This window comes from Pseudomonas sp. KH_040 (genome assembly GCF_057839305.1).
In genome coordinates, this window is the sequence record NZ_CM174487.1 from 6,420,475 (window position 1) to 6,440,674 (window position 20,200).

20 protein-coding genes and 1 pseudogene are annotated in these 20,200 nt (G+C 60.6%); 7 read left to right on the forward strand and 14 right to left on the reverse strand.

The annotated features are described in order from the left end of the window. Position 1: 1 nt before the first annotated feature. Positions 2–745, forward strand: coding sequence for a hypothetical protein (locus AC3IUF_RS28730; RefSeq protein WP_007911127.1), 744 nt, complete (start codon positions 2–4; stop codon positions 743–745). Positions 746–859: 114 nt separating this feature from the next. On the opposite strand, the gene rhtB is transcribed toward AC3IUF_RS28730, so the two are convergent. The 3 genes from rhtB to AC3IUF_RS28745 form a co-directional block, all read right to left on the reverse strand. Beyond that, complete coding sequence (rhtB, locus tag AC3IUF_RS28735) at positions 860–1,492, reverse strand: homoserine/homoserine lactone efflux protein (protein WP_007911125.1); 633 nt, start codon at positions 1,490–1,492, stop codon at positions 860–862. Between the two features lie 152 nt (positions 1,493–1,644). Continuing rightward, on the reverse strand, positions 1,645–2,226 hold the full coding sequence (locus AC3IUF_RS28740) for a mechanosensitive ion channel family protein (RefSeq protein ID WP_007911123.1): 582 nt from the start codon (positions 2,224–2,226) through the stop codon (positions 1,645–1,647). After that, positions 2,226–4,136 carry an ATP-binding cassette domain-containing protein gene (locus AC3IUF_RS28745; protein WP_007911122.1) on the reverse strand — a complete coding sequence of 637 codons (1,911 nt, stop codon included), beginning with the start codon at positions 4,134–4,136 and terminating at the stop codon, positions 2,226–2,228. The genes AC3IUF_RS28740 and AC3IUF_RS28745 overlap by 1 nt, the downstream gene beginning before the upstream one ends. A 50-nt stretch (positions 4,137–4,186) precedes the next feature. Between AC3IUF_RS28745 and AC3IUF_RS28750 the strand changes: the two genes are divergently transcribed. Continuing rightward, positions 4,187–4,648, forward strand: a complete 462-nt coding sequence (locus tag AC3IUF_RS28750) for a TIGR02444 family protein (RefSeq protein ID WP_095112851.1) — start codon at positions 4,187–4,189, stop codon at positions 4,646–4,648. On the opposite strand, the gene AC3IUF_RS28755 is transcribed toward AC3IUF_RS28750, so the two are convergent. Continuing rightward, entirely contained in the window at positions 4,645–5,814 is a 1,170-nt protein-coding gene (locus tag AC3IUF_RS28755) for an AlgP family protein (RefSeq protein ID WP_007911120.1), read from the reverse strand. The two genes, AC3IUF_RS28750 and AC3IUF_RS28755, sit on opposite strands and share 4 nt — an antisense overlap. Positions 5,815–6,006: 192 nt before the next feature. Between AC3IUF_RS28755 and AC3IUF_RS28760 the strand changes: the two genes are divergently transcribed. Beyond that, complete coding sequence (locus tag AC3IUF_RS28760) at positions 6,007–6,672, forward strand: FKBP-type peptidyl-prolyl cis-trans isomerase (RefSeq protein WP_007911119.1); 666 nt, start codon at positions 6,007–6,009, stop codon at positions 6,670–6,672. Between the two features lie 59 nt (positions 6,673–6,731). Here AC3IUF_RS28760 and AC3IUF_RS28765 read toward each other — a convergent pair whose 3' ends face one another. From AC3IUF_RS28765 to AC3IUF_RS28800, 8 genes and pseudogenes are all read right to left on the reverse strand, one after another. Further along, positions 6,732–7,190 carry an Rsd/AlgQ family anti-sigma factor gene (locus AC3IUF_RS28765; protein ID WP_064116385.1) on the reverse strand — a complete coding sequence of 153 codons (459 nt, stop codon included), beginning with the start codon at positions 7,188–7,190 and terminating at the stop codon, positions 6,732–6,734. 183 nt (positions 7,191–7,373) lie between these two features. Then, complete coding sequence (locus AC3IUF_RS28770) at positions 7,374–7,925, reverse strand: disulfide bond formation protein B (RefSeq protein ID WP_007911116.1); 552 nt, start codon at positions 7,923–7,925, stop codon at positions 7,374–7,376. Between the two features lie 218 nt (positions 7,926–8,143). Continuing rightward, positions 8,144–9,382 (reverse strand): heme biosynthesis protein HemY, encoded by a 1,239-nt coding sequence (locus AC3IUF_RS28775; RefSeq protein WP_007950058.1) that lies wholly within the window; start codon positions 9,380–9,382, stop codon positions 8,144–8,146. Then, the gene (locus tag AC3IUF_RS28780) at positions 9,379–10,521 is read right to left on the reverse strand and encodes a uroporphyrinogen-III C-methyltransferase (RefSeq protein ID WP_007911114.1); all 1,143 of its coding nucleotides are present in this window, start codon (positions 10,519–10,521) and stop codon (positions 9,379–9,381) included. Before AC3IUF_RS28780 ends, AC3IUF_RS28775 begins: the two co-directional genes overlap by 4 nt. A 16-nt stretch (positions 10,522–10,537) precedes the next feature. Continuing rightward, complete coding sequence (locus AC3IUF_RS28785) at positions 10,538–11,299, reverse strand: uroporphyrinogen-III synthase (protein WP_489279917.1); 762 nt, start codon at positions 11,297–11,299, stop codon at positions 10,538–10,540. Then, positions 11,296–12,237, reverse strand: a complete 942-nt coding sequence (gene hemC / locus AC3IUF_RS28790) for a hydroxymethylbilane synthase (RefSeq protein WP_489279919.1) — start codon at positions 12,235–12,237, stop codon at positions 11,296–11,298. Before hemC ends, AC3IUF_RS28785 begins: the two co-directional genes overlap by 4 nt. Before the next feature lie 138 nt (positions 12,238–12,375). Beyond that, on the reverse strand, positions 12,376–13,122 hold the full coding sequence (locus AC3IUF_RS28795) for a LytR/AlgR family response regulator transcription factor (RefSeq protein ID WP_007911111.1): 747 nt from the start codon (positions 13,120–13,122) through the stop codon (positions 12,376–12,378). Then, a pseudogene (locus AC3IUF_RS28800) lies at positions 13,119–13,259 on the reverse strand (sensor histidine kinase); the annotation flags it as partial. The pseudogene AC3IUF_RS28800 and the gene AC3IUF_RS28795, both read right to left, overlap by 4 nt. Positions 13,260–13,595: 336 nt before the next feature. Here AC3IUF_RS28800 and argH point away from each other — a divergent pair. Further along, complete coding sequence (gene argH, locus AC3IUF_RS28805) at positions 13,596–14,990, forward strand: argininosuccinate lyase (RefSeq protein WP_007911110.1); 1,395 nt, start codon at positions 13,596–13,598, stop codon at positions 14,988–14,990. A 120-nt stretch (positions 14,991–15,110) separates the two neighbouring features. Here argH and AC3IUF_RS28810 read toward each other — a convergent pair whose 3' ends face one another. Next, positions 15,111–15,770, reverse strand: coding sequence for a glutathione S-transferase family protein (locus tag AC3IUF_RS28810; RefSeq protein WP_123376124.1), 660 nt, complete (start codon positions 15,768–15,770; stop codon positions 15,111–15,113). Positions 15,771–15,893: 123 nt separating this feature from the next. Here AC3IUF_RS28810 and AC3IUF_RS28815 point away from each other — a divergent pair, with 123 nt between their 5' ends. The 3 genes from AC3IUF_RS28815 to AC3IUF_RS28825 all read left to right on the forward strand — a co-directional run bounded on the left by AC3IUF_RS28815 (position 15,894) and on the right by AC3IUF_RS28825 (position 19,726). Then, the gene (locus tag AC3IUF_RS28815) at positions 15,894–16,178 is read left to right on the forward strand and encodes a hypothetical protein (protein WP_007911108.1); all 285 of its coding nucleotides are present in this window, start codon (positions 15,894–15,896) and stop codon (positions 16,176–16,178) included. 275 nt (positions 16,179–16,453) lie between these two features. Further along, positions 16,454–16,699, forward strand: coding sequence for a TIGR02647 family protein (locus AC3IUF_RS28820; protein WP_003229392.1), 246 nt, complete (start codon positions 16,454–16,456; stop codon positions 16,697–16,699). 183 nt (positions 16,700–16,882) lie between these two features. Then, positions 16,883–19,726 carry a class I adenylate cyclase gene (locus AC3IUF_RS28825; RefSeq protein WP_007950059.1) on the forward strand — a complete coding sequence of 948 codons (2,844 nt, stop codon included), beginning with the start codon at positions 16,883–16,885 and terminating at the stop codon, positions 19,724–19,726. A gap of 6 nt (positions 19,727–19,732) precedes the next feature. Here the strand turns inward: AC3IUF_RS28825 and rnk are convergent, their stop codons facing one another. Next, complete coding sequence (gene rnk, locus AC3IUF_RS28830; RefSeq protein ID WP_007911103.1) at positions 19,733–20,143, reverse strand: nucleoside diphosphate kinase regulator; 411 nt, start codon at positions 20,141–20,143, stop codon at positions 19,733–19,735. Between the last annotated feature and the right edge of the window lie 57 nt (positions 20,144–20,200).

Consider the following 20,200-nt stretch of genomic DNA (forward strand, 5'->3'; position numbering starts at 1 on the left):
GATGCGCGCATGGATTGGCATGATGGCCCTGGCTTGCGCGTTCAGCGTGCAAGCGGCCCCGAAAGTCGCGGTGACGGATCTGGCGTATCAGGAACGTGTGGAGCAATACATCCACATCGTTTCGGCCCAGAGCAATCACCGCGAGGGTTACTACAGCTCCAGTGGCTCTTCGAGCTACAACGAGATTGAAGCAACGACCAGCTACATCGAACAGACCGAGCTGCGTAAATTCACCGGCGACATCAAGGGTGAAATCCTGCGCACCGGTATGTTCCAGCTGGTGCAAGGCACGCCGTACACCGCGTCGTCCAAGGGTGATGTCTTTGATGTGATCAAGCGCATCAAGGCCGGTAACTTCAAGGGCGCCGACTACGTGCTGTTCGGCACCGTGTCCGATATCGACTTCACTCAGGACATCAACGAGCTGGCGAACACCGACAGCTATTCGGCGGTGCTGGGCCTGACGCTGGTGGCGGACTTCAGCCTGATCAATACCAAGACCTTCGAGATCACCTCGGCCTTCACGGCGATGGGTGAAGCGCAGGACACCAAACTGGTGAACCATCGCGACATCAAGATCTCGCTGAACCGCCCACGGGTGGTGCGTGACGTGTCGAAGGCGCTGGGTGAGGACGTAGCCGGGCAACTGAGCATGCAGCTCGGTGGCGGCGGTTACGAGCAGCCGCGTGAAGCGCCGCAGCGCAACAACCTGCCGCGTGATACTGCACCAGTGATCTTGCGCTGATGACTGGCCGCTGATCATTCCCATGCTCCGCGTGGGAATGCATCCCGGGACGCTCTGCGTCCCGGCCACAAAAAAGGCGACCTGCAAAGGTCGCCTTTTTTGTGCCCACGATGTTTACGCCGCCGCTTTGCGCAACGTCGCCATAAACGCCGCCGCGCCAATGAACAGCCCGGCAAACGTGCGGTTCATGCGTTTCTGCTGCTGCGGTGTGCGCAACAGACGCAGCACCTTCGACGCCAGACCGGTGTAGCCGGCCATCACGATCAGGTCGACGCAGATCATGGTCACGCCAATCACCAGATACTGAATCAGCAACGGCGCATGCGGGTTGATGAACTGCGGCAGCACCGCGAGCATGAACACCAAAGCCTTGGGGTTGCTGATGTTCACCAGAAAGCCACGGAACACCAGCGCCAGCGGCTTGCCGATCGGCCGCACCGCCGCGTCATCGCTCATGTCCATGGGCAGCGCACGCCATTGCTTGATGGCCAGATACACCAGATAAGCGACACCGAACCATTTGATCGCGTGAAAGGCCGTGGCCGAAGCAGTCAGGATCGCGCCCACACCGGCGCCGACAATCGCAATCTGCACCGCCAGACCGATTTGCAGGCCAAGGGCGTTCCAGTAACCGCGCCAGAAACCGTATTGCAGACCGCTGGACATCGACGCAATGGCGCCAGCACCCGGGGACAGACTGATCACCCAGCAGGCGGCAAAAAACGCCAGCCATGTTTGAAGCTCCATCGCACACCTCGACTCATGCCGTAACAAGTTGTCAAAGCTAATGCGGTTTGGGGCTAAAAGCAAAAGATCGCAGCCTGCGGCAGCTCCTACATGAGAATGCGATCCCTGTAGGAGCTGCCGAAGGCTGCGATCTTTTGATCTTGCTCGAAACCTTACTTCTCGAACCCGCTCGACGGAAACACATCCGTCCCGCGCCAACGCCGCACCGAACGCTGGAAGAACAAACTGTTCGGCACCTGCACCATGGCGCTGCCAGTCCCCAACTCTTCAGCCTCGATCAACGTGGTGTAGAGCAGATTGATCGCCACCACCCGCCCCTTCACGCCTGGCTTGTCGGTGGTGTCCACCAGCTCGACGATATCCCCCAGCCGAAACGGCCCGACCGTGAAGATCAGAATCGCGCAGAGCAAATTCGACAGCACGCTCCACATCGCAAAGAACGCCACCGCTGCCACCGCAACGAAACCCGACAGCGCGGTCCACAACACCGTGGCCGAGACACCGAGGCGCTCCAACACGAAGATCAGCGCGCTGCCCATGATCAACCAGCGCAATACGCCACGCAGCGGCATCAGCAACTGCGGCGGGAACGGATAGCGCTCGCCCAACCGAGTCAGCCCCTTGGCGACGAAACGTTGCGTGAGATAACCGGCCAGCAGGATCAGCAGAATCTGCACCACAAACCAGATCGGCTCGACCCATTCCGCCGGTAGCGGCAGCTTGAACGCTTCCATCAGGACAGCGCCTCCAGCTCCGCTTGCATGCTCTCCAGCGTTTCAAGGGCTTCCATCCACGCCTCTTCCAGTTCGGCTTCGCGAACTTTCAGCTTGGCCTGCTCGGCCAGCAGATCACGCAATTCGTTCTTGCGCGCCGGCTCGTAGATGTCGCTGTCGCCAAGGCTGGCATCGACCTTGGCGAGTTTCTCGTGGAGCTTGCCCAGTTCGGCTTCGAGCTTGTCGGCTTCACGTTTGTGCGGCGCCAGTTGCTGACGCAAGGCAGCTGCAGCCTGACGCTGAGCCTTCTTGTCGGTCTTGTCCGGATTGACCGGAGTGTTACTGACCGGCGCGTTGCGCTGGCGGTATTCCACCAGCCAGCGCGCGTAGTCTTCGAGGTCGCCATCGAACTCTTCGACCTTGCCGTCAGCGACCAGGTAGAAGTTATCAGTGGTGCTCTTGAGCAAGTGCCGATCGTGAGACACCACCAGCACCGCGCCGCTGAATTCCTGCAGCGCCATGGTCAGCGCCAGGCGCATTTCCAGGTCGAGGTGGTTGGTCGGTTCGTCGAGCAGCAGCAGGTTCGGCCGTTCCCAGGCGATTAGCGCCAGGGCCAGACGCGCCTTTTCACCACCGGAGAAATTCAGCACCGGCTCATCGATGCGCGCGCCACGGAAGTCGAAGCCGCCGAGGAAGTCACGCAGGGTCTGCTCACGCTCGGTAGGCGCCAGACGCTGCATGTGCAGCAACGGGCTGGCCTTGGAATCCAGCGAGTCGAGTTGATGCTGAGCGAAATAGCCGACCACGGTGTTCTCGCCACGGGTCAGGCGCCCGGCAATCGGTGACAGCTCGCCGGCGAGGTTTTTGATCAGGGTCGATTTACCCGCGCCATTCGGCCCGAGCAGGCCAATCCGCGCCCCCGGGGTCAGTTGCAGCTTGACCTTCTCGAGGATGGTTTTGTCGCCATAACCCAAGCGCGCATCGGACAGGTCGATCAGCGGGCTGGAGATCTTGCTCGACTCGCGGAAGACGAAATCGAACGGCGAATCGACGTGGGCCGCCGACAGTTCTTCCATCCGCTCCAGTGCCTTGATCCGGCTCTGTGCCTGACGGGCCTTGGTGGCCTGGGCCTTGAAGCGGGCGATGTAGCTTTCCATGTGCGCACGTTGCGCCTGCTGCTTCTCGTAGGCCTGTTGTTGCTGGGCCAGACGCTCGGCACGGGCGCGTTCGAATGCGCTGTAGCCGCCGCGATACAGGGTGATTTTGCGCTGGTCGACATGGGCCACGTGATCGACGACTTCATCGAGGAAATCGCGGTCGTGGGAAATCAGCAGCAAGGTGCCCGGGTAGCTTTTCAGCCACTCTTCGAGCCAGATGATCGCGTCGAGATCCAAGTGGTTGGTCGGTTCGTCGAGCAACAACAGGTCCGACGGGCACATCAGCGCTTGCGCCAGGTTAAGGCGCATCCGCCAGCCACCGGAGAAATCCCCGACCTGACGATCCATCTGCTCGTTGGTGAAACCCAGACCGGCAAGCAGCTTTCGCGCCCGCGCATCGGCGGTGTAACCGTCGGCGCTGTCGAGCTCGGCATGCAGACGAGCCTGAGCGGCACCGTCGTGCGCCGCTTCGGCGGCGGCGAGGTCACGTTGCACCTCGCGTAAACGCAGGTCGCCATCGAGCACATAGTCGACGGCAAGGCGCTCGAGCGTCTCGATTTCCTGGCGCATATGGGCGATGCGCCAGTCAGCCGGCAGGAAGCAATCACCCGAGTCCGGGTGCAGCTCACCCCGGATCAAGGCGAACAGGCTCGATTTGCCGGCGCCGTTGGCACCGATGAGGCCGGCTTTGTGGCCGGCGTGCAGGGTCAGCTCGGCGTCTTCTAGCAGACGTTGCGGGCCACGCTGTAAAGTCAGGTTCTGAAGTCGGATCATAATGGCGGCGGAGTCTACCAGCTTCGCTCACAACTGGCGCGAGTAGCACGATGTCCTCTGACCTGTGGAGCTTTTCCCTTGCCACCTACGCCCGACCGGGCGTGGAAGACGCCTGCCTGCAACTGCAAACGGCGGGCGCGAATGTGTGCCTGCTGTTGTGCGGTTTATGGCTGGAGCAACGCGGGGTGATTTGCGATGAACAACGCGTTCGCCAGCTTCAGTCGCTGACCGAACCGTGGGATATCGAAGTGGTGCAGCCGCTGCGAGCACTGCGCATGCAATGGAAAACGCGGGCCGTGGATGATGCGGTGCTGAAAGGCATGCGCGAGCAGATCAAATCACTTGAGCTGGAAGCTGAGCGAGCGTTGCTGTCACGGCTTGAGGGTGTAGCTCAGACATGGACGCGAAACGATGCAGGTTCGACGACCTGGCTGGAGGGATTGGCCGGCAGTGCGGCCAGCCCGAACCGCGACGCGCTGCAAGTGCTGCGCGTCGCGGCAACCGGCACTTAGGAAGCGCTGGTCGGGTTGTTGCTGACGCTCGACGCAGCGGCTGGCGATGGCGCAGTCGAAGGAGTCGAGGCAGTAGCGGCTGGAGCAGGTGCCGATGGCGCAGCCGACGCTGCCGGTGCGGCAGGCTTAGCGGCAGGCGCGGTAGCCGGTTTAGCGGCAGCTGGTTTGGCAGCGGCTGGCTTTTTAACGGCAGGTTTTGCAGCTGGCTTGGCGGCTGGTTTTGCAGCAACAGGCTTGGCAGCAGTCGCTGGTTTGGCAGCAGCGGCCGGTTTAGCGGCTGGCTTGGCTGCCGGTTTGGCGGCGGCTTTCACGGCTGGTTTGGCAGCAGCTTTTGCTGGTGCTTTTGCAGCAGGTTTGGCGGCAGCTGGTTTAGCGGCAGTCTTGGCAGCTGGCTTTGCAGCAGCAGGTTTAGCGGCTGGTTTGGCGGCGGCGGTTTTCGCTGGAGCAGCTTTTGCAGCAGCTGGTTTGGCGGCTGGTTTAGCAGCAGCGGCACGGGTAGCCGGCTTGGCAGCGGCAGCACGTGCAGCAGGTTTTGCCGCCGTGGTTTTAGCCGCTGGTTTTGCAGCGCTCGCCGCAGCTGGTTTCTTCACTGCAGGTTTTGCGGCCGCTTTGGCAGCTGGCTTGGCAGCAGCTTTCACCGGTGTTTTTGCAGCTGGCTTGGCAGCGGTTTTAGCAGCAGGCTTGGCCGCTGCGGTTTTCGCTGGAGCTTTTGCTGCAGCAGGTTTGGCAGCTGCTTTCTTCGCCGGTGCCGCTGCCGGTTTGGCTGCGCGCGAGGACAACACTTTGCCCACGGCTTCTTGAACGCGACCAACACCCTGGGCCAGTTTCAGGCTTTCCTGGGCGTCGCGCTTGAGTTGCAGAATGTAGCTGCGAGTGTCGGACTGACGATCCTTCAAGGCATCGAGCAGGTCTTCCAGTTCTTTCACTGCGGCCTTGGCTTTGTTCTGCGCCTTGGCTTTACCGGCAGTGGCTGCGTCCTGCAATTTGGTGCGGGATTTGTGCAGTTTTTCTTGCGCCTTGCCGCGTTGCTTTTCCAGTTTGGCGAGCAGTTTTTCAGCATCAGCCAAGGCTTGGGAGCAAGCGTTTTCCAGATGCTCGAGCAGGCTGCCCGAGAGTTGTTGGAGTAAGTGCAACGGAGTGTTTACAGGCTTCTTGGTGGCCGACATGGTTTACCTCCTGGCTGACGTGAGTGCGGCTCATACTAGACCTCTGCAGTTACCGCCGCTAGGGCATCTTGACAGTATCGATTGCGTTGCGTTGCACCGAATCGAAAATGTTCTGCGCGAAGTCAAAAGCAGTTCACCGTTGCAGACGTTCGCGCTGGCATAATCCACCGCATCTCAGGACGGAGAGTGCCCATGTCGCGCTACTTTTTTTTATCCCTCTGGATGATTTTTTCGGCCGCTCACGCGGACGAAAAAGCCACCGCGAACGATGCTCACGATCTGGCCTACAGCCTCGGTGCCAGCCTCGGTGAACGGCTGCGCCAGGAAGTCCCGCAACTGCAGATTCAGGCACTGGTCGATGGTTTGCAGCAAGCCTATCAAGGCAAGCCGCTGGCGCTGAGCGAAGCACGTATCGAGCAGATTCTGGCCGATCATGAAGCGCAAAATGCCGAACACTCTGTACAGCCTTCGAGCGATGCGGCGATGGAAAACGAGCAGCGTTTTCTCACCGCTGAAAAAGCCAAACCGGGCGTGAAGGAACTGGCCGATGGCATCCTGCTCACCGAGCTGACACCTGGCACGGGAACCAAGGCCGGTCCTGATGGAAAAGTGCAGGTGCTGTATGTCGGGCGACTCCCCGACGGCACCGTGTTCGATCAGAACACGCAGCCGCAATGGTTCAATCTCGACAGCGTGATTGCCGGTTGGCGAACCGCGTTGCAGAACATGCCGGTGGGTGCGAAATGGCGACTGGTGATTCCATCGGATCAGGCCTATGGCGCCGACGGTGCCGGCGACCTGATCGCACCGTTCACGCCGCTGGTGTTCGAAGTGGAATTGCGTGGCGCGACGAGTTGAGCAGGCAATAAAAAACGGTGCGCTTGGGGCGCACCGTTTTTTTGGATCAAAGAAAAGTATCAGGCCTGGACCGGATCTTCTTCCTTGTGTGCTGTGTGCAGCACTTCAATCAGGCAGTCTTCGAGTTCGAAGCGCTCGTGCAGCAAGCCACCGAGTTCCTTGAACTTCTCGGCTACGCACTTGCCTTCATCGCACAGATCGTTGAACGCGAGCAGCTTCTCGGTGATGACGTCGATGCGCGGATAGATCGTCTCGGCCAACTCCAGACCGCGCTTGTCATTGAACGCCTTGGCTTCGCCAGTCAGCTGTTCGTAGATTTCGAAGTGCCCTGCCGAGACATAATCAACCAGCACACCGCAAAATTCCTGCAAGGGCTTGCGGCTCTCGGACAGCGACTCAGGCTGCGCACCGAGTTTGTCGTAGGCACCGATCAGATCTTCACGCTCCTGCAACCAGCGGTCGATCAGCAGATGAACTCCACCCCAACGTTCCTGAGCATTCTGACAACTTTCGAGCATGGCGATCTCTCTTCCCTTGTGGGTCATGCTGCTCTACACCCGCGCCCCTCTTTTGATTTTGGCTTGGGGGACGGCCGGGCAGAGCGTCATCGAGCAACATAAATCCAATGACACGTGCGGGCCAGATTATGCCCGCACGCCTATGGCTTCAAGGTACGCAGGAGATAAAGTTCATACAAGTGTTTAATCCCGCAGCAGCACCGAGTGCGACGCTTCGCCGCTGAGCGGGCGTTGCAGAGCACTCCAGACCAGCCGCAACAATTGATACACCGCCAGAATCGACACCGCGACAAAGAACAGCAGGCTCCACTCCGGGATGCTCAGGTCAAACAGCGTCCAGGAAATTTCCGCACAATCGGCGCCGCCGCTGAACATTCTTTGCAAGGCGCAGATCCAGGGCAGGCCACTGAACAATGTATCGGGGGCAGGCGTGCAATTGAGGAGTTGCAGCATCGGATCGCTCTGTATCAATACCTGCCGCCAGGCCGCCGTGGTGCCTCCCAGGCTCGCGCCCAGGGTCAACAGCCAGTAAAACCACAACCCCACACGCTTGGGGCCGTGCACCGCTGCCACACCACTGGACACGCACAGTAGCGTAAGGAACAGGCGCTGCACCAGGCACAGGCTGCACGGCGTCAGACCGACAGCGTATTCAAGATAATAGGAAGCTCCCAGAGCAAAGGCCCCCGCAGTGAAAGCCATGAAGAACAAGGAGCGTGAGCAGGCCAACGACATGGCTTTTCCGTAACAGTAGAGACAGACGGTTACGGTAGAGGAAAGCGTGTCAGCCTTTCAAGGCAAGGCCCTGCCGACAGTTCACCAGAGGTGTAGGGAAAACCCGACAGGTTCGATAGGAATCGGTGTAGCCCGCTGTAGGAATTCGCCTCGAGCACTCACTGAAGTTGAAATTTCAGCCACAAAAGGTAAGCGAGGGAGCATCCTCCCTCACCACTTCAGACGTGAGCCAGAACCGGCAGAGGTGCAGCCAGCAGGCGTTCATCCAGCAGGCCAAGGCCTTCCTGAAACAACTGATTGCTGCGCTCGGTATCGCCCAACTGTGCGAGCAAGCGCGCCAGTTCCGCACAGGCCTCCGGATTGCGCTGCACACGCAGGCTGCTTTCCAGATAATCCCGCGCCTTGCCCCACAGACTGGTTTGCAGACACAGTCGGCCGAGGGTCAACAACAAGCTCGGATCGTTCGGATGATCTTTCAGCCAGCCTTCGGCGGTTTGTAACTGACGGGCCGGATCGCTGCCGCGCACCAGACCGTAGAGACGCGCCAGATGGCTGTCGTACTTGCGCTTGAGGGCGGTACGCAGCACTTCTTCCGCTTCGACCTGAGCGCCCAACTGACGCAGCTGTTCGGCGTACGCCAGCACCAGGGGCGGCTCCTGACGCTGAGCCGAGGTGAGTTGCTCCCAGGCCCGCGTGAGCGACTGCAAGCCAACGCTCCCGTCCTCTTCGCGCTGCGCTGCCAGCGAAAGGTTTTCACCCCAGGCGCGGCGCTCCAGTTCAGCCAGTTCGGCGGGTGGCAGGACTTTGTCCTTGCGCAACTCCGGCAGCAAACGAATCACCGCCGACCATTCGCCGCGCTGTTGGTACAAGCGCTGCAACTGGCGCAGCGTCTGCGCATTGTGCGGATGGCGATCATGCATCGCTTGCAGGGTCACCAAGGCACCGTCGGTATCGCCACGGTCGGTCTGCAACTGCGCATGGCTCAGAGCGATTGCCAATTCCGCTTGAGGCTGACGCTCCAGCGCGCGCTCCAGCAAACGATCGCACTCTTCGTAATTGCCTTGCTCATTGGCCGCGCGGGCTGCGCCGAGGTAGTACAGCAGCGGCTGGCGCTCGGCTTCAGCCGCTCGATAGAGATGACGCTGCGCGCTGGCCCAGCGACCTTCAGCCAGATCCAGTTGGCCGTGCTCGATCGCTACCTGCACGCGACGACTGCGGTTGCGCCGTGACCAGGGATTGACCACGCCAGTTGAGGTCATGACCAACTCGACCAAGGCCTTGATGCCCCAGATCAGCAGCCACAAAACCGCGATCACCGCCAGTGTCGCCCATAGACTCGCTTCGTAACGGAAGCTCTTATAGGCAATCAGCACGTAGCCAGAATGCTGTGCCACTGCAAAGCCCAGCGCCGCCGTCGCCGCGATCACCAGAAACACGATCACATAGAGGCGTTTCATGGCGTGGTCTCCTGCGCAGTGTTGGCGGCAGGTTTGGCAAAGGGTTTTACCGACTCTTCGGCGTTGACGTTGCGCCGCTCAAGATAGGCTTGCACCGCACTCAGCGTGCCGGCCAGATCCGGCGTCGTGACCGTGACCGGTTCCTTGCTCAGCTCGCCGACCTGTTCGAGCATCACTTTGCTTTGCGGATTGTCCGGGTTGAAATTGCCCTTGAGCACATCACGCGCTTCGGCCAGCGCCTGGGTGTAGACCGGCGCCTGCCCGTTGAGCGCTGCCCACTGCGCCTGCTCAAGTGCAAGGCTCAGGGCCAGACGCACCTGACTCAGGCTCTGCCCGGCCAGCAGCGGGCGCACATTTTTGTCGGCGTTGAAATCGATACGGATGTAGCGCGAGACCTGATCCCACCACTGCGCCCAGCGACTGGCGCCGTCACCGTCGGCGGTCAGGCCCAGCAGTGATTCGCCGCGATCCTTGTACTCCGGCGCCAGCTCGGTGAGGTCAATGACCTGATCGCGCAACGCGCCGAGACGCAGGAACAAACCGGTGCGATCCGGCTGCGCGGTGCTGCGCAGCGCCACCAGGGTTTTCGCCACTTGCTCGCGGGCGGCGAAGGAACCGGGATCGTTTTGCTCACGGAGGATTTCGTCAGCGCCCTGCACCAGCGCCTGAGCGCTGCTGATGTCCTGCAACGCCGACAGACGCAGGCTGGCCAGACGCAGCAGGTGCTCGGCCTCAGCCAGACGCCAGTCCTTGCGGCTGGCACCCAGCACTGTTTCCAGACGTTGATTAAGGCGCTGTTGATCGCCCTGAAGCTGCGTCACCAGACGTTGGCGTTCGGCGAGTTCGTCGGCACCCGGCAACTGCGCGAGGCGCTCGGTCAGACGCTGTTCATTGAGCTTCAGACTCTGCGCCTGATCGTTCAATGCCTGCACTTCACCGGATTGCTGCTGAGTATTGGTCTGCAGGTGACGGACCTGCCAGACACCCCAGCCACCGATCGCGACACCGGCAGCGCCGAGCAACAAGGCGACGATGGCCAGTCCATTGCCTCGACGCGGCTCTGTGGCCGGCGGTGGAGTTTCAACCTGGGGTTCAATCACAGGCTGGACGTCATCTTTTGGCAAGGCTGTTTCGCTCACGTATCCATCCTTTGCATTAGAAAACGGGTTCGGGATGCTCCCGTAACGCCGTCAGCAAAGCCGCGGCACTCGCGCCGCGGCAATCCACAACTGTTTGAGCCCCGGCGGCACGTGCCAGCTCGGCGACCCTTGGGCTTGGTACAAACAACGGCAACGGCGCGATGGTCGGCCAGGCATCGCCGGCCATTTGGCGCAGGTGCTCGAAACCCTGTCCACTGCTGACCACCAGCCCGTTCAAGCGTTCCGCTGCGATCCGCCGTGGCAGCTCATCCGGGGCATAGGCCGGCAGGTCGCGCCGATACAATTCCAGATACTCGACACTAGCACCTCGCTCACGCAAGCGCTCGGCGAGCAACTCGCGCCCGCCCTCGCCGCGCAAGATCAACACCTGCGCTCCGGGCTGGCTGACCGCCTCACGCAGACGCGGCAATTGCAGCAAGGCTTCGCTGTCATCGCCGGTGGCCGGGAAGTTCGCGTCCAGACCGTGATCCAGCAGAATCTGCGCAGTCGCCGCACCGACGCTGAACCAGGGCATCGTCAGTGCAGAAGCGCCGTCGAGCAGATCGAGCGCAATACGCGCCGCCGGCTTGCTGACGACAATCACTGCGCTGCAACTTGGCAACTGTGTAATCGCCCGACGTATTTTGTCAGAGACCGGCAGCGGGGCAATTTCCAAAAGCGGCAGGCAACTGCTGAAAATCCCCTGCGCGGCCAACGTCTCGGCCAGCGCCGCACAGTCTTCTGCAGGACGCGTCAGCAGCAGGCGCCAGTCCGTCACTCGTGACCTGCCTCGCCATAGACCGCTTTGAGAATATCGTCGGCGCCCTGGCTGAGCAGATCTTCGGCCACCTTCACGCCCAATGCTTCGGCATCGCCACGTGGCGCACGAGCTTCGGCGCTGAGCAGCTTGCCACCGCTCGGTTCACCGACCAGACCGCGCAGCCATAACTGCTCACCTTCGAGCACGGCGTAGCAGGCGATCGGCACCTGGCAGCCGCCATTCAAATGTTTGTTGAGGGCACGTTCAGCGGTCACACGCGAAGAGGTATCGGCGTGATGCAGCGGAGCGAGCAAGGCGTGGATTTCAGTGTCGGCACTGCGGCATTCGATGCCGACTGCGCCTTGGCCACCAGCTGGCAGGCTGTCATCGACGCTGATTGCCGAAGTGATGCGGTCTTCGAAGCCGAGGCGGATCAGGCCGGCGGCCGCGAGGATGATTGCGTCGTACTCGCCGGCATCAAGCTTGGCCAGGCGCGTGTTGACGTTGCCGCGCAGGAAGCGGATCTGCAGGTCCGGACGACGGGTCAGCAATTGCGCCTGACGACGCAGACTCGATGTGCCGACGATCGCGCCGGCAGGCAACGCATCGAGACTGGCGTAGGTATTGGAAACGAAGGCATCGCGCGGATCTTCGCGCTCGCAAATGCAAAACAGACCGAGGCCTTCAGGGAAGTCCATCGGCACGTCTTTCATCGAGTGCACGGCGATGTCGGCTTGGTTTTCCAGCAGCGCGGTTTCCAGTTCCTTGACGAACAGGCCCTTGCCGCCGATTTTCGACAGCGGCGAATCGAGCAGCTTGTCGCCGCGACTGACCATGGGCACCAGCGTCACCAGCAGGCCCGGATGGGCCGCTTCCAGACGGGCTTTGACGTATTCGGCCTGCCAGAGGGCCAGCGCACTTTTACGGGTGGCGATGCGGATTTCGCGAGAGGACATGGATCAATCCGTACTGAATAGATACGGCGGATAATAACAGCTCAGCCAAATCCACTTTGACTTGAATCAGAGTCGGCGCGGCCTCCCTGGCCCGCAGTGCCCGGTAACAAGGAGCTGGAGCCACCCGGAATGAGCGGGTTACAAGCCCTGCATCATTTTGCGCACACCGGCCACATGCCGACGACTGACGATCAGCGCATCACCATTGAGACCTTTGAGGAACAGCTGGAAATGCCCCAGCGGTGTGCGTTGCAGACGCTCGATGCGGTCGCGGGCGACCAGCGCGTTGCGGTGGATACGCACAAAGCGCTCGCCGAATTCGTCTTCAAGGGCTTTGAGCGGCTCGTCCAGCAGCACCTCACCAGCCTCATGGCGCAAGGTCACGTATTTATGGTCAGCAATGAAATAGACCACCTGATCCAGCGGGATCAGTTCGATGCCTTTGCGAGTGCGGGCGCTGATGTGGCTGCGCGGACCGGTGCCGCTTTCGGCAGCGGGACGGGTCAGGGCCGAGAGTTGCGCCCGGTTGGGACGTTCCGCCCGTTTCAGGGCGTCATGCAGATGTTCGGTTCGCACGGGTTTCACCACATAGCCCACGGCGCTGGCCTGCAGGGCTTCCACGGCAAATTCATCGGGGCTGGTGCAAAACACCACGGCGGGCGGCGTTTCTCGTTCGCACAGACGGGCAGCGACTTGCAGGCCATCGAGGCCCGGCATGCGGATATCAAGTAACACGATATCCGGTTTGTGGCTGTCGATCAGTGCCAACGCCTCCTCGCCATTCGTGGCGCTGGGCTCCAGAACTGTATAACCCTCGAGCTCGCTCACCATTCGGCTGAGGCGCTCGCGAGCCAGTGGTTCGTCATCAACGATCAGGACATTCATATTGCGCTGGATTCCTGCGTGAGTCTCGCACAAGGATAGCGTAGACAGGTGAAGTGACGTCCGTCACCGCGATCCACGCTAAGACTAGCCCGAGCGCCAAAAAGTGCCGTACGTCGGCCAGCAATATTTGCCAGTGTCCGGGTCGTACTGCTCAAAGCCCGCTGTTTCCTGCGTTTCTCACGGGGATTGCCGAAGGACAATTACACCCACCCCCCTCTTCTTATAGTCGGCGACCAGACCTTTGCGCGATCTGCAGTCGCGCCGACCCTTATGTCCTACTGTAGACGCTCGTCGGGCCGATATTGCTCAATCGAAAAATATCCTTGCGCAAATCCCCCGGGTGCAGCGCCGACTATGGCGCACACAATGAGAAAAAAACGTATCGACCGGTGTCAGCGACAGTCCGGGCAACCCTGTTATTATCCGCGCCAGCGTTTCACGCCTTTTTTCTTCAAGCCGATACGAGCGAATTCATGAGCACTGACAAGACCAATCAGTCCTGGGGCGGCCGCTTCAGTGAACCCGTCGACGCCTTCGTCGCCCGCTTCACCGCCTCCGTCACTTTCGACCAGCGCCTGTATCGCCACGACATCATGGGCTCGATCGCCCACGCCACCATGCTGGCCAAAGTCGGCGTGCTGACCGATGCCGAGCGCGACAGCATCATCGACGGCCTGAAGACCATTCAGGGCGAAATCGAGGCCGGCCAGTTCGACTGGCGCATCGACCTCGAAGACGTGCACATGAACATCGAAGCACGCCTGACCGACCGCATCGGCGTCACCGGTAAAAAGCTCCATACCGGGCGTAGCCGCAACGACCAGGTCGCCACCGACATCCGCCTGTGGCTGCGTGACGAAATCGACCTGATCCTCGCCGAGATCACCCGTTTGCAAAAAGGCCTGCTGGAGCAAGCCGAGCGTGAAGCGGCGAGCATCATGCCCGGCTTCACCCACCTGCAAACCGCGCAGCCAGTGACGTTCGGGCACCACATGCTGGCCTGGTTCGAGATGCTCAGCCGCGATTACGAGCGTCTGGTCGACTGCCGCAAGCGCACCAACCGCATGCCACTGGGCAGCGCCGCGCTGGCCGGCACCACCTACCCGATCGACCGCGAATACACCGCGCAACTGCTCGGTTTCGACGCCGTGGGCGGCAACTCACTGGACAACGTTTCCGATCGCGACTTCGCCATCGAATTCTGCTCGGCCGCGAGCATCGCGATGATGCACTTGTCGCGCTTCTCCGAAGAGCTGGTGCTGTGGACCAGCGCGCAGTTCCAGTTCATCGATCTGCCGGATCGCTTCTGCACCGGCAGCTCGATCATGCCGCAAAAGAAAAACCCTGACGTGCCAGAGCTGGTGCGTGGCAAGACCGGCCGTGTTTTCGGCGCACTGATGGGCCTCCTGACTTTGATGAAAGGCCAGCCGCTGGCCTACAACAAGGACAATCAGGAAGACAAAGAGCCGCTGTTCGACGCCGCCGATACCCTGCGCGACTCGTTGCGTGCCTTTGCCGACATGATCCCGGCGATCAAACCAAAGCACGCGATCATGCGTGAAGCGGCGCTGCGCGGTTTCTCCACCGCGACCGACCTCGCCGACTACCTGGTACGCCGTGGCCTGCCGTTCCGTGATTGCCACGAAATCGTCGGCCACGCCGTGAAGTACGGCGTTGACACTGGCAAGGATCTGGCCGAAATGAGCCTGGAAGAGTTGCGTCAGTTCAGCGACCAGATCGAGCAGGACGTGTTTGCCGTGCTGACCCTGGAAGGCTCAGTGAATGCCCGCGACCATATCGGCGGCACTGCGCCGGCGCAGGTCAAGGCAGCTGTGGTGCGCGGTCAGGCCCTGATCGCCAGTCGCTAAAAGCATCGCTGGCAAGCCAGCTCCCACAGGGTTCTTTGTTGGAACACAATTTTGCGTTCGACCCAAAGACCTGTGTCAGCTGGCTTGCCAGCGATTACCTACTTACAAACGCCACAAAACTCACTTTTTGGCAGCAATCATCGCCAAAAACGCCGGCATCGCCGCTTCTTTATCCGCTGCAATCTTCTGCACATGCGGATTCTGCTCAAGCCGCTCCAGCAGCGCTTTCGCCTTTGGCATCTGCGCCAGAAAATCGATCCCGAACAGTTTCTGCCCGACTGCACAGGCCAGTGGCACGCTGTAGAGGAAGTACAAGTCGGCAATGCTCAGACTGTCGCCCGCCACATACGGGGCGAACTTGCCGTGCCGATCCAGCGCCGCAAAACCCAGCTGCAATTCAGTCTTGGTCTTTTCCTTGATCGCGTCCGGCAGGGTCATGCCGAAGAACGCCTCACCGTAACAAGCGCGTCCCGGCAACTCGATGTACAGCTCGATTTCCTTGGCAATCGCCAATACCTGCGCGCGTTCGAACGGATCGCTTGGCAGCAGCGGTGTGCCCTTCTGGGTCTGTTCGAGGTATTCGAGGATGATCGCGGTTTCGTTGATGACGCCGGCGTCCACACCGAGCACCGGGACTTTGCCGCGTGGGCTGATGGCCAGAGATTCCGCGGTTTGCGCCGGGTAGAACGTGACCTCTTCGAACGGCAGGCCTTTTTCCAGCAGCGCCAGTTTGACCATGTTGTAGTAGTTGCTGACTGAGAATCCGTAGAGCTTGAGCATCACATAGCCTCCAGGCCGTGCGGGGTGGGCAGGGCATGTTTATAGATCGTGCAGGCGAATCGCGCCAGCAGCATCACCCCGCTGAATGCGGGTAAACTGGCGCCTTTCTATAAGGAGCCTGCCATGAGCGAGCCGACAGACATCGACAACGACGAAGAAGAGTTCACCGAGGCTACCTTGATCGAAGCCATCGAGAACCAGATCGAAAGCGACAACCCGCCAGCGGCCAAAGCAACCTTCAACAAGCTGACCCTGGTGGGCGTTGAGCGCGAAGAGATCCTCAATCTGATGGCGCATGTGCTGGCCTATGAGATTGACGCGATGCTTGATGAAGACCGCGCGTTCAATACCGAATGGTACGAAGCAGCGCTGCGGGCACTGCCTGAGCTGCCACCCGAAAAGCAGTAAGCCAAGCACATTCCCCTGTGGGAGCGACGGTGCGACGATTCGACTTGCTCGCGAAAGCGGTACATCAGCAAAAACAGCGCTGAATGACACACCGCTTTCGCGAGCAGGCTCGCTCCCACACAATTTGTCACCCATCCATCCAGCCAACTCCCCGGCCCCGACTACACTGGAATCCGCCTCAAGACAAAATCCCTGATCTGAGCACTGGACATGCCGCAAAAGCGGGTTCACCTTAGGGACGCTGTCGTCCAATTCCTAGAAAGTCTGGAGTCCTTATGTCGCTTACCCCTGAGTTGGTTGCCGAACTGGAAGTCCTCGCACTCTTCAACCTGGACAGTTCCCAGGAAGGTCTGAAAATTCATCAGACCGCTGCCCCGAAACACATTGCTGCCGCCAAACGCCTCTTCGAAAAAGAACTCACCGATCAGCCCGATGGCGGGTATCTGACCAGCCTCGGTCGCGACGCCGCACAGAATGTGCAAACCGTGCTGACCATTCTGAGAGAGCAAGAAACCGCCTGATTCCCCCTGACTTTGCCCACGGGAACTCCTGCCACGGGATTTCCGCGGGCCTGCCCGGTCATCCGCGATAGAAATCTGACGTCAAAAAACAAATTCAGCTTAAAAGTCCCGCTGCGCAAAGGCTAAACTGCCTCCCATTCCGAGACCCTCTTCGTCCGAGCTTGCGAGCCGGTTTGAGCTGACATGACGCGCACCCACGAAATCCGCCCCGACCTGGACGAAGGCATCGACCGCAAGGTCCTCAGCCAGCTACGCGCGCGCTTTCTCAAACTCAATGAAGGCCGCCTCGGCCGCGCCCTCGAAGGCTTGTCGACACGCCAGCAGAGCGTGCTGACGCTGTTGCCGCTGTTCTTCCATGTCAATCATCCGCTGTTGCCGGGTTATGTCTCGGGCAGTACGCCAGCCGGCCTGTCGAACTACGAGCCGGACGCCAACGTGCTGACCGAGGCACAGCGTCTGACGCGTTCGTTCTCCTACAAGCCGCGCCACGGCAGCAATCCGCCGCGACCGATTCATGGCCTGTTCTTGATGGGCAGCCTCGGCACGCTGGCGCAGGCCGATCAGAGTGACATGGACGTATGGGTCTGCCACGCGCCTGACTTGAGCGAAGGTGAACTCGCCGAACTGAGCAAGAAATGTCAGTTACTGGAAGCTTGGGCCGCGAGCCAGGGTGCTGAGGCGCATTTCTTTCTGATCGACCCGGTGCGCTTCGTCAAAGGCGAACGCGACACCCAGCTCAGTTCGGAAAACTGCGGCACCACCCAGCACTATCTGCTGCTCGACGAGTTTTATCGCACTGCAATCTGGCTGGCCGGGCGCACGCCGATCTGGTGGCTGGTGCCGGTTTACGAAGAAACCGCCTACGACCTTTATACCCACACCCTGCTGTCGAAACGCTTCATCCGTGCCGACGAAACCGTGGACCTCGGCCATCTGGCGACCATTCCACCGGGCGAGTTCATCGGCGCCGGATTGTGGCAGCTGTTCAAGGGAATCGAGTCGCCCTACAAGTCGGTGCTCAAACTGCTGCTGACCGAGGTCTACGCCAGCGAACACCCGCAGGTGCAGTGCCTGAGCCTGCGCTTCAAAAAAGCCGTGTTCGCCAACCAACTGGATCTGGATGAACTGGATCCGTACATGGTCGTGTACCGGCGCATCGAGGAATACCTCACCGCACGCAACGAACCGGAACGCCTGGAACTGGTGCGCCGCGCGCTGTACCTGAAGGTCAACCGCAAGCTCACCGGCAACAGCCGCACCCAGAGCTGGCAGCGTTCATTGCTGGAAAGACTGGCCAGTGAATGGCATTGGGATCAGCGGCAATTGACCCTGCTCGACAGCCGCAGCCAATGGAAAGTCCGCCAGGTCAGCGCCGAACGCCGGGCGCTGGTCAACGAGCTGAACTACAGCTATCGCTTCCTCACCCAGTTCGCCCGCACCGAGCAGACCGTCAGCCTGATCAACAAGCGTGACCTCAACGTACTCGGGCGCCGGCTCTATGCTGCCTTCGAACGCAAGGCTGACAAGGTCGAATTCATCAATCCCGGCATCGCCCCGGATCTGGCCGAAGACACCCTGACCCTGGTGCAGTCGCGCAACAAAAAGGAACCGGGGCAAACCCAGTGGGGCCTGTATAACGGCAGCCTTACGGCACTGGAGTGGGAACACTTCGCGCCGATCAAGCGCAGCCGCGAGTTACTCGAGCTGTTGACCTGGTGCCACCGCAACGGTGTGATCGATAGCAGCACCCGCCTGGCCCTGCATCCCGGCACCAGCGACCTGAGCGAGTTCGAACTGTTCAACCTGCTCGGCAGCCTGCAACAGTGCATTGCCCTGCCCTTGCCCACCGTCGCGGAAGAGCCGTTGCTGCGTGCAGCGGTGCCGAGCGAAGTGCTTATGCTGGTCAACGTCGGGATTGATCCACTCAAGCATCACCGCGACCTCAACATCCTGATGACCACCGAGCGCACCGACTCGCTGAGTTACGCCGGCGTGCGCGAAAACCTCGTGCTGACGCTGGATCAGGTCACGCTCAACAGCTGGAACGAAGTGCTGGTCAATCGCTTCGACGGCCCGCACGCCCTGCTCGATTGCCTGCGCGATTACCTCAACAATCTGCCGCGCGGGCCGCTACAGCCGTCGCTGAAGGTGCGTTGTTTCTGCCACAACCGCGCGCAATTCATTGCCCGTCGCGTCGAAGAAATCGTCGACACCGCGCAGAACCTGCTGCTCAGCGAGTTGAACCACCGCTACCTGATTCAGGTGCAGCAGCACTATCACGTGCTGGAGTTGGTGCCGGGCCAGGTCAACCATGTCGCCCTCGCCACGTTGCCCGCCCTGCTCGATTACCTCGGTGAAGAACAGCCGCGCTACAGTCCGCTGCATCTGGATCCGATGGCACTGGAAGATCACGACCTCGCATTGATCCTGCCGATGGGTCAGCCGGAATGCATTCAAGTGTTCTACCGGATCACCGAGCAGCAGGCCGAGTTGTACGTGCTGGATGAGTTCAACGCGCTGTGGCAGCAACATTTGCCCTATCACGATGAGCAAAGTCTGTTGGTGCCATTGCAGCGCTTTCTGCAATCGATCCTGTTCCGCCGCGAAGCCGTGCTACCGATGGACGCCGGTCCCGACGGCCGCCTCGAAACTTTGTATTACCAGTTATTGCCTTCGGGTCCGGGGCGCGCACGACGGGTCGAATCGCGGCCGGCACCGCAGACGCCGGTGAACAAGCCGTTTTACGACGTGCAGGCGATCGTCGGCAAAGCCGCACCGGGCGAGGTGCAGGTCACCCTGTATTGCAATCAACGGGAGTTCAGTGAGCTGGAACATGGCGACCAGCTGTTCAGCGTGGTCGCCCGGGAGATCGTCGAGCAGCGCCGCGAAAGCGAACGCTATCGCTGCTACATCACCGACCTCGACCTTTCAGGCCTGCTCGGTGACGGGCAGAGTTCAAGCAATCTGTATTTGCGCTACAAGGCTGACCTGGAGCGCGCCCTGAACGAGGCACTCGAACAGGTCTGAGGCGGATTACTCGGGGAACGCGCCACCGTTGGCCGGTTGCGATTCAACTTCCAGCAAGGTCAGTTTGAGGGTCTTGCCACCCGGGGCCGGCCAGTCGATGTGTTGACCGACTTTCAGGCCCAGCAGTGCGCTGCCGACGGGTGCCAGAATGGAAATCTTGCCTTCATCGGCGTTGGCATCCTTGGGATAGACCAGCGTCAGGTGGTAGTCCTTGCCACTGCCTTCTTCACGGCAATGCACGCGGGAATTCATCGTCACGACATCGGCGGGCACTTCATCGTGGCCAACCACGGTGTCGGCGCGATCCAGCTCGGTTTGCAGCGCAATCACGCCCGGCAGCGTGTCATCCAGGCTGTCGATCAGGCGCTCCAGACGTTGCACGTCCAGACGGGTAAGGGTGATGGAAGGTGCGGTCATGATCCGGGCAGACTCCTTTCTTCTGCACACAAAAAAAGCAAAACCCCGCCAAAAAAG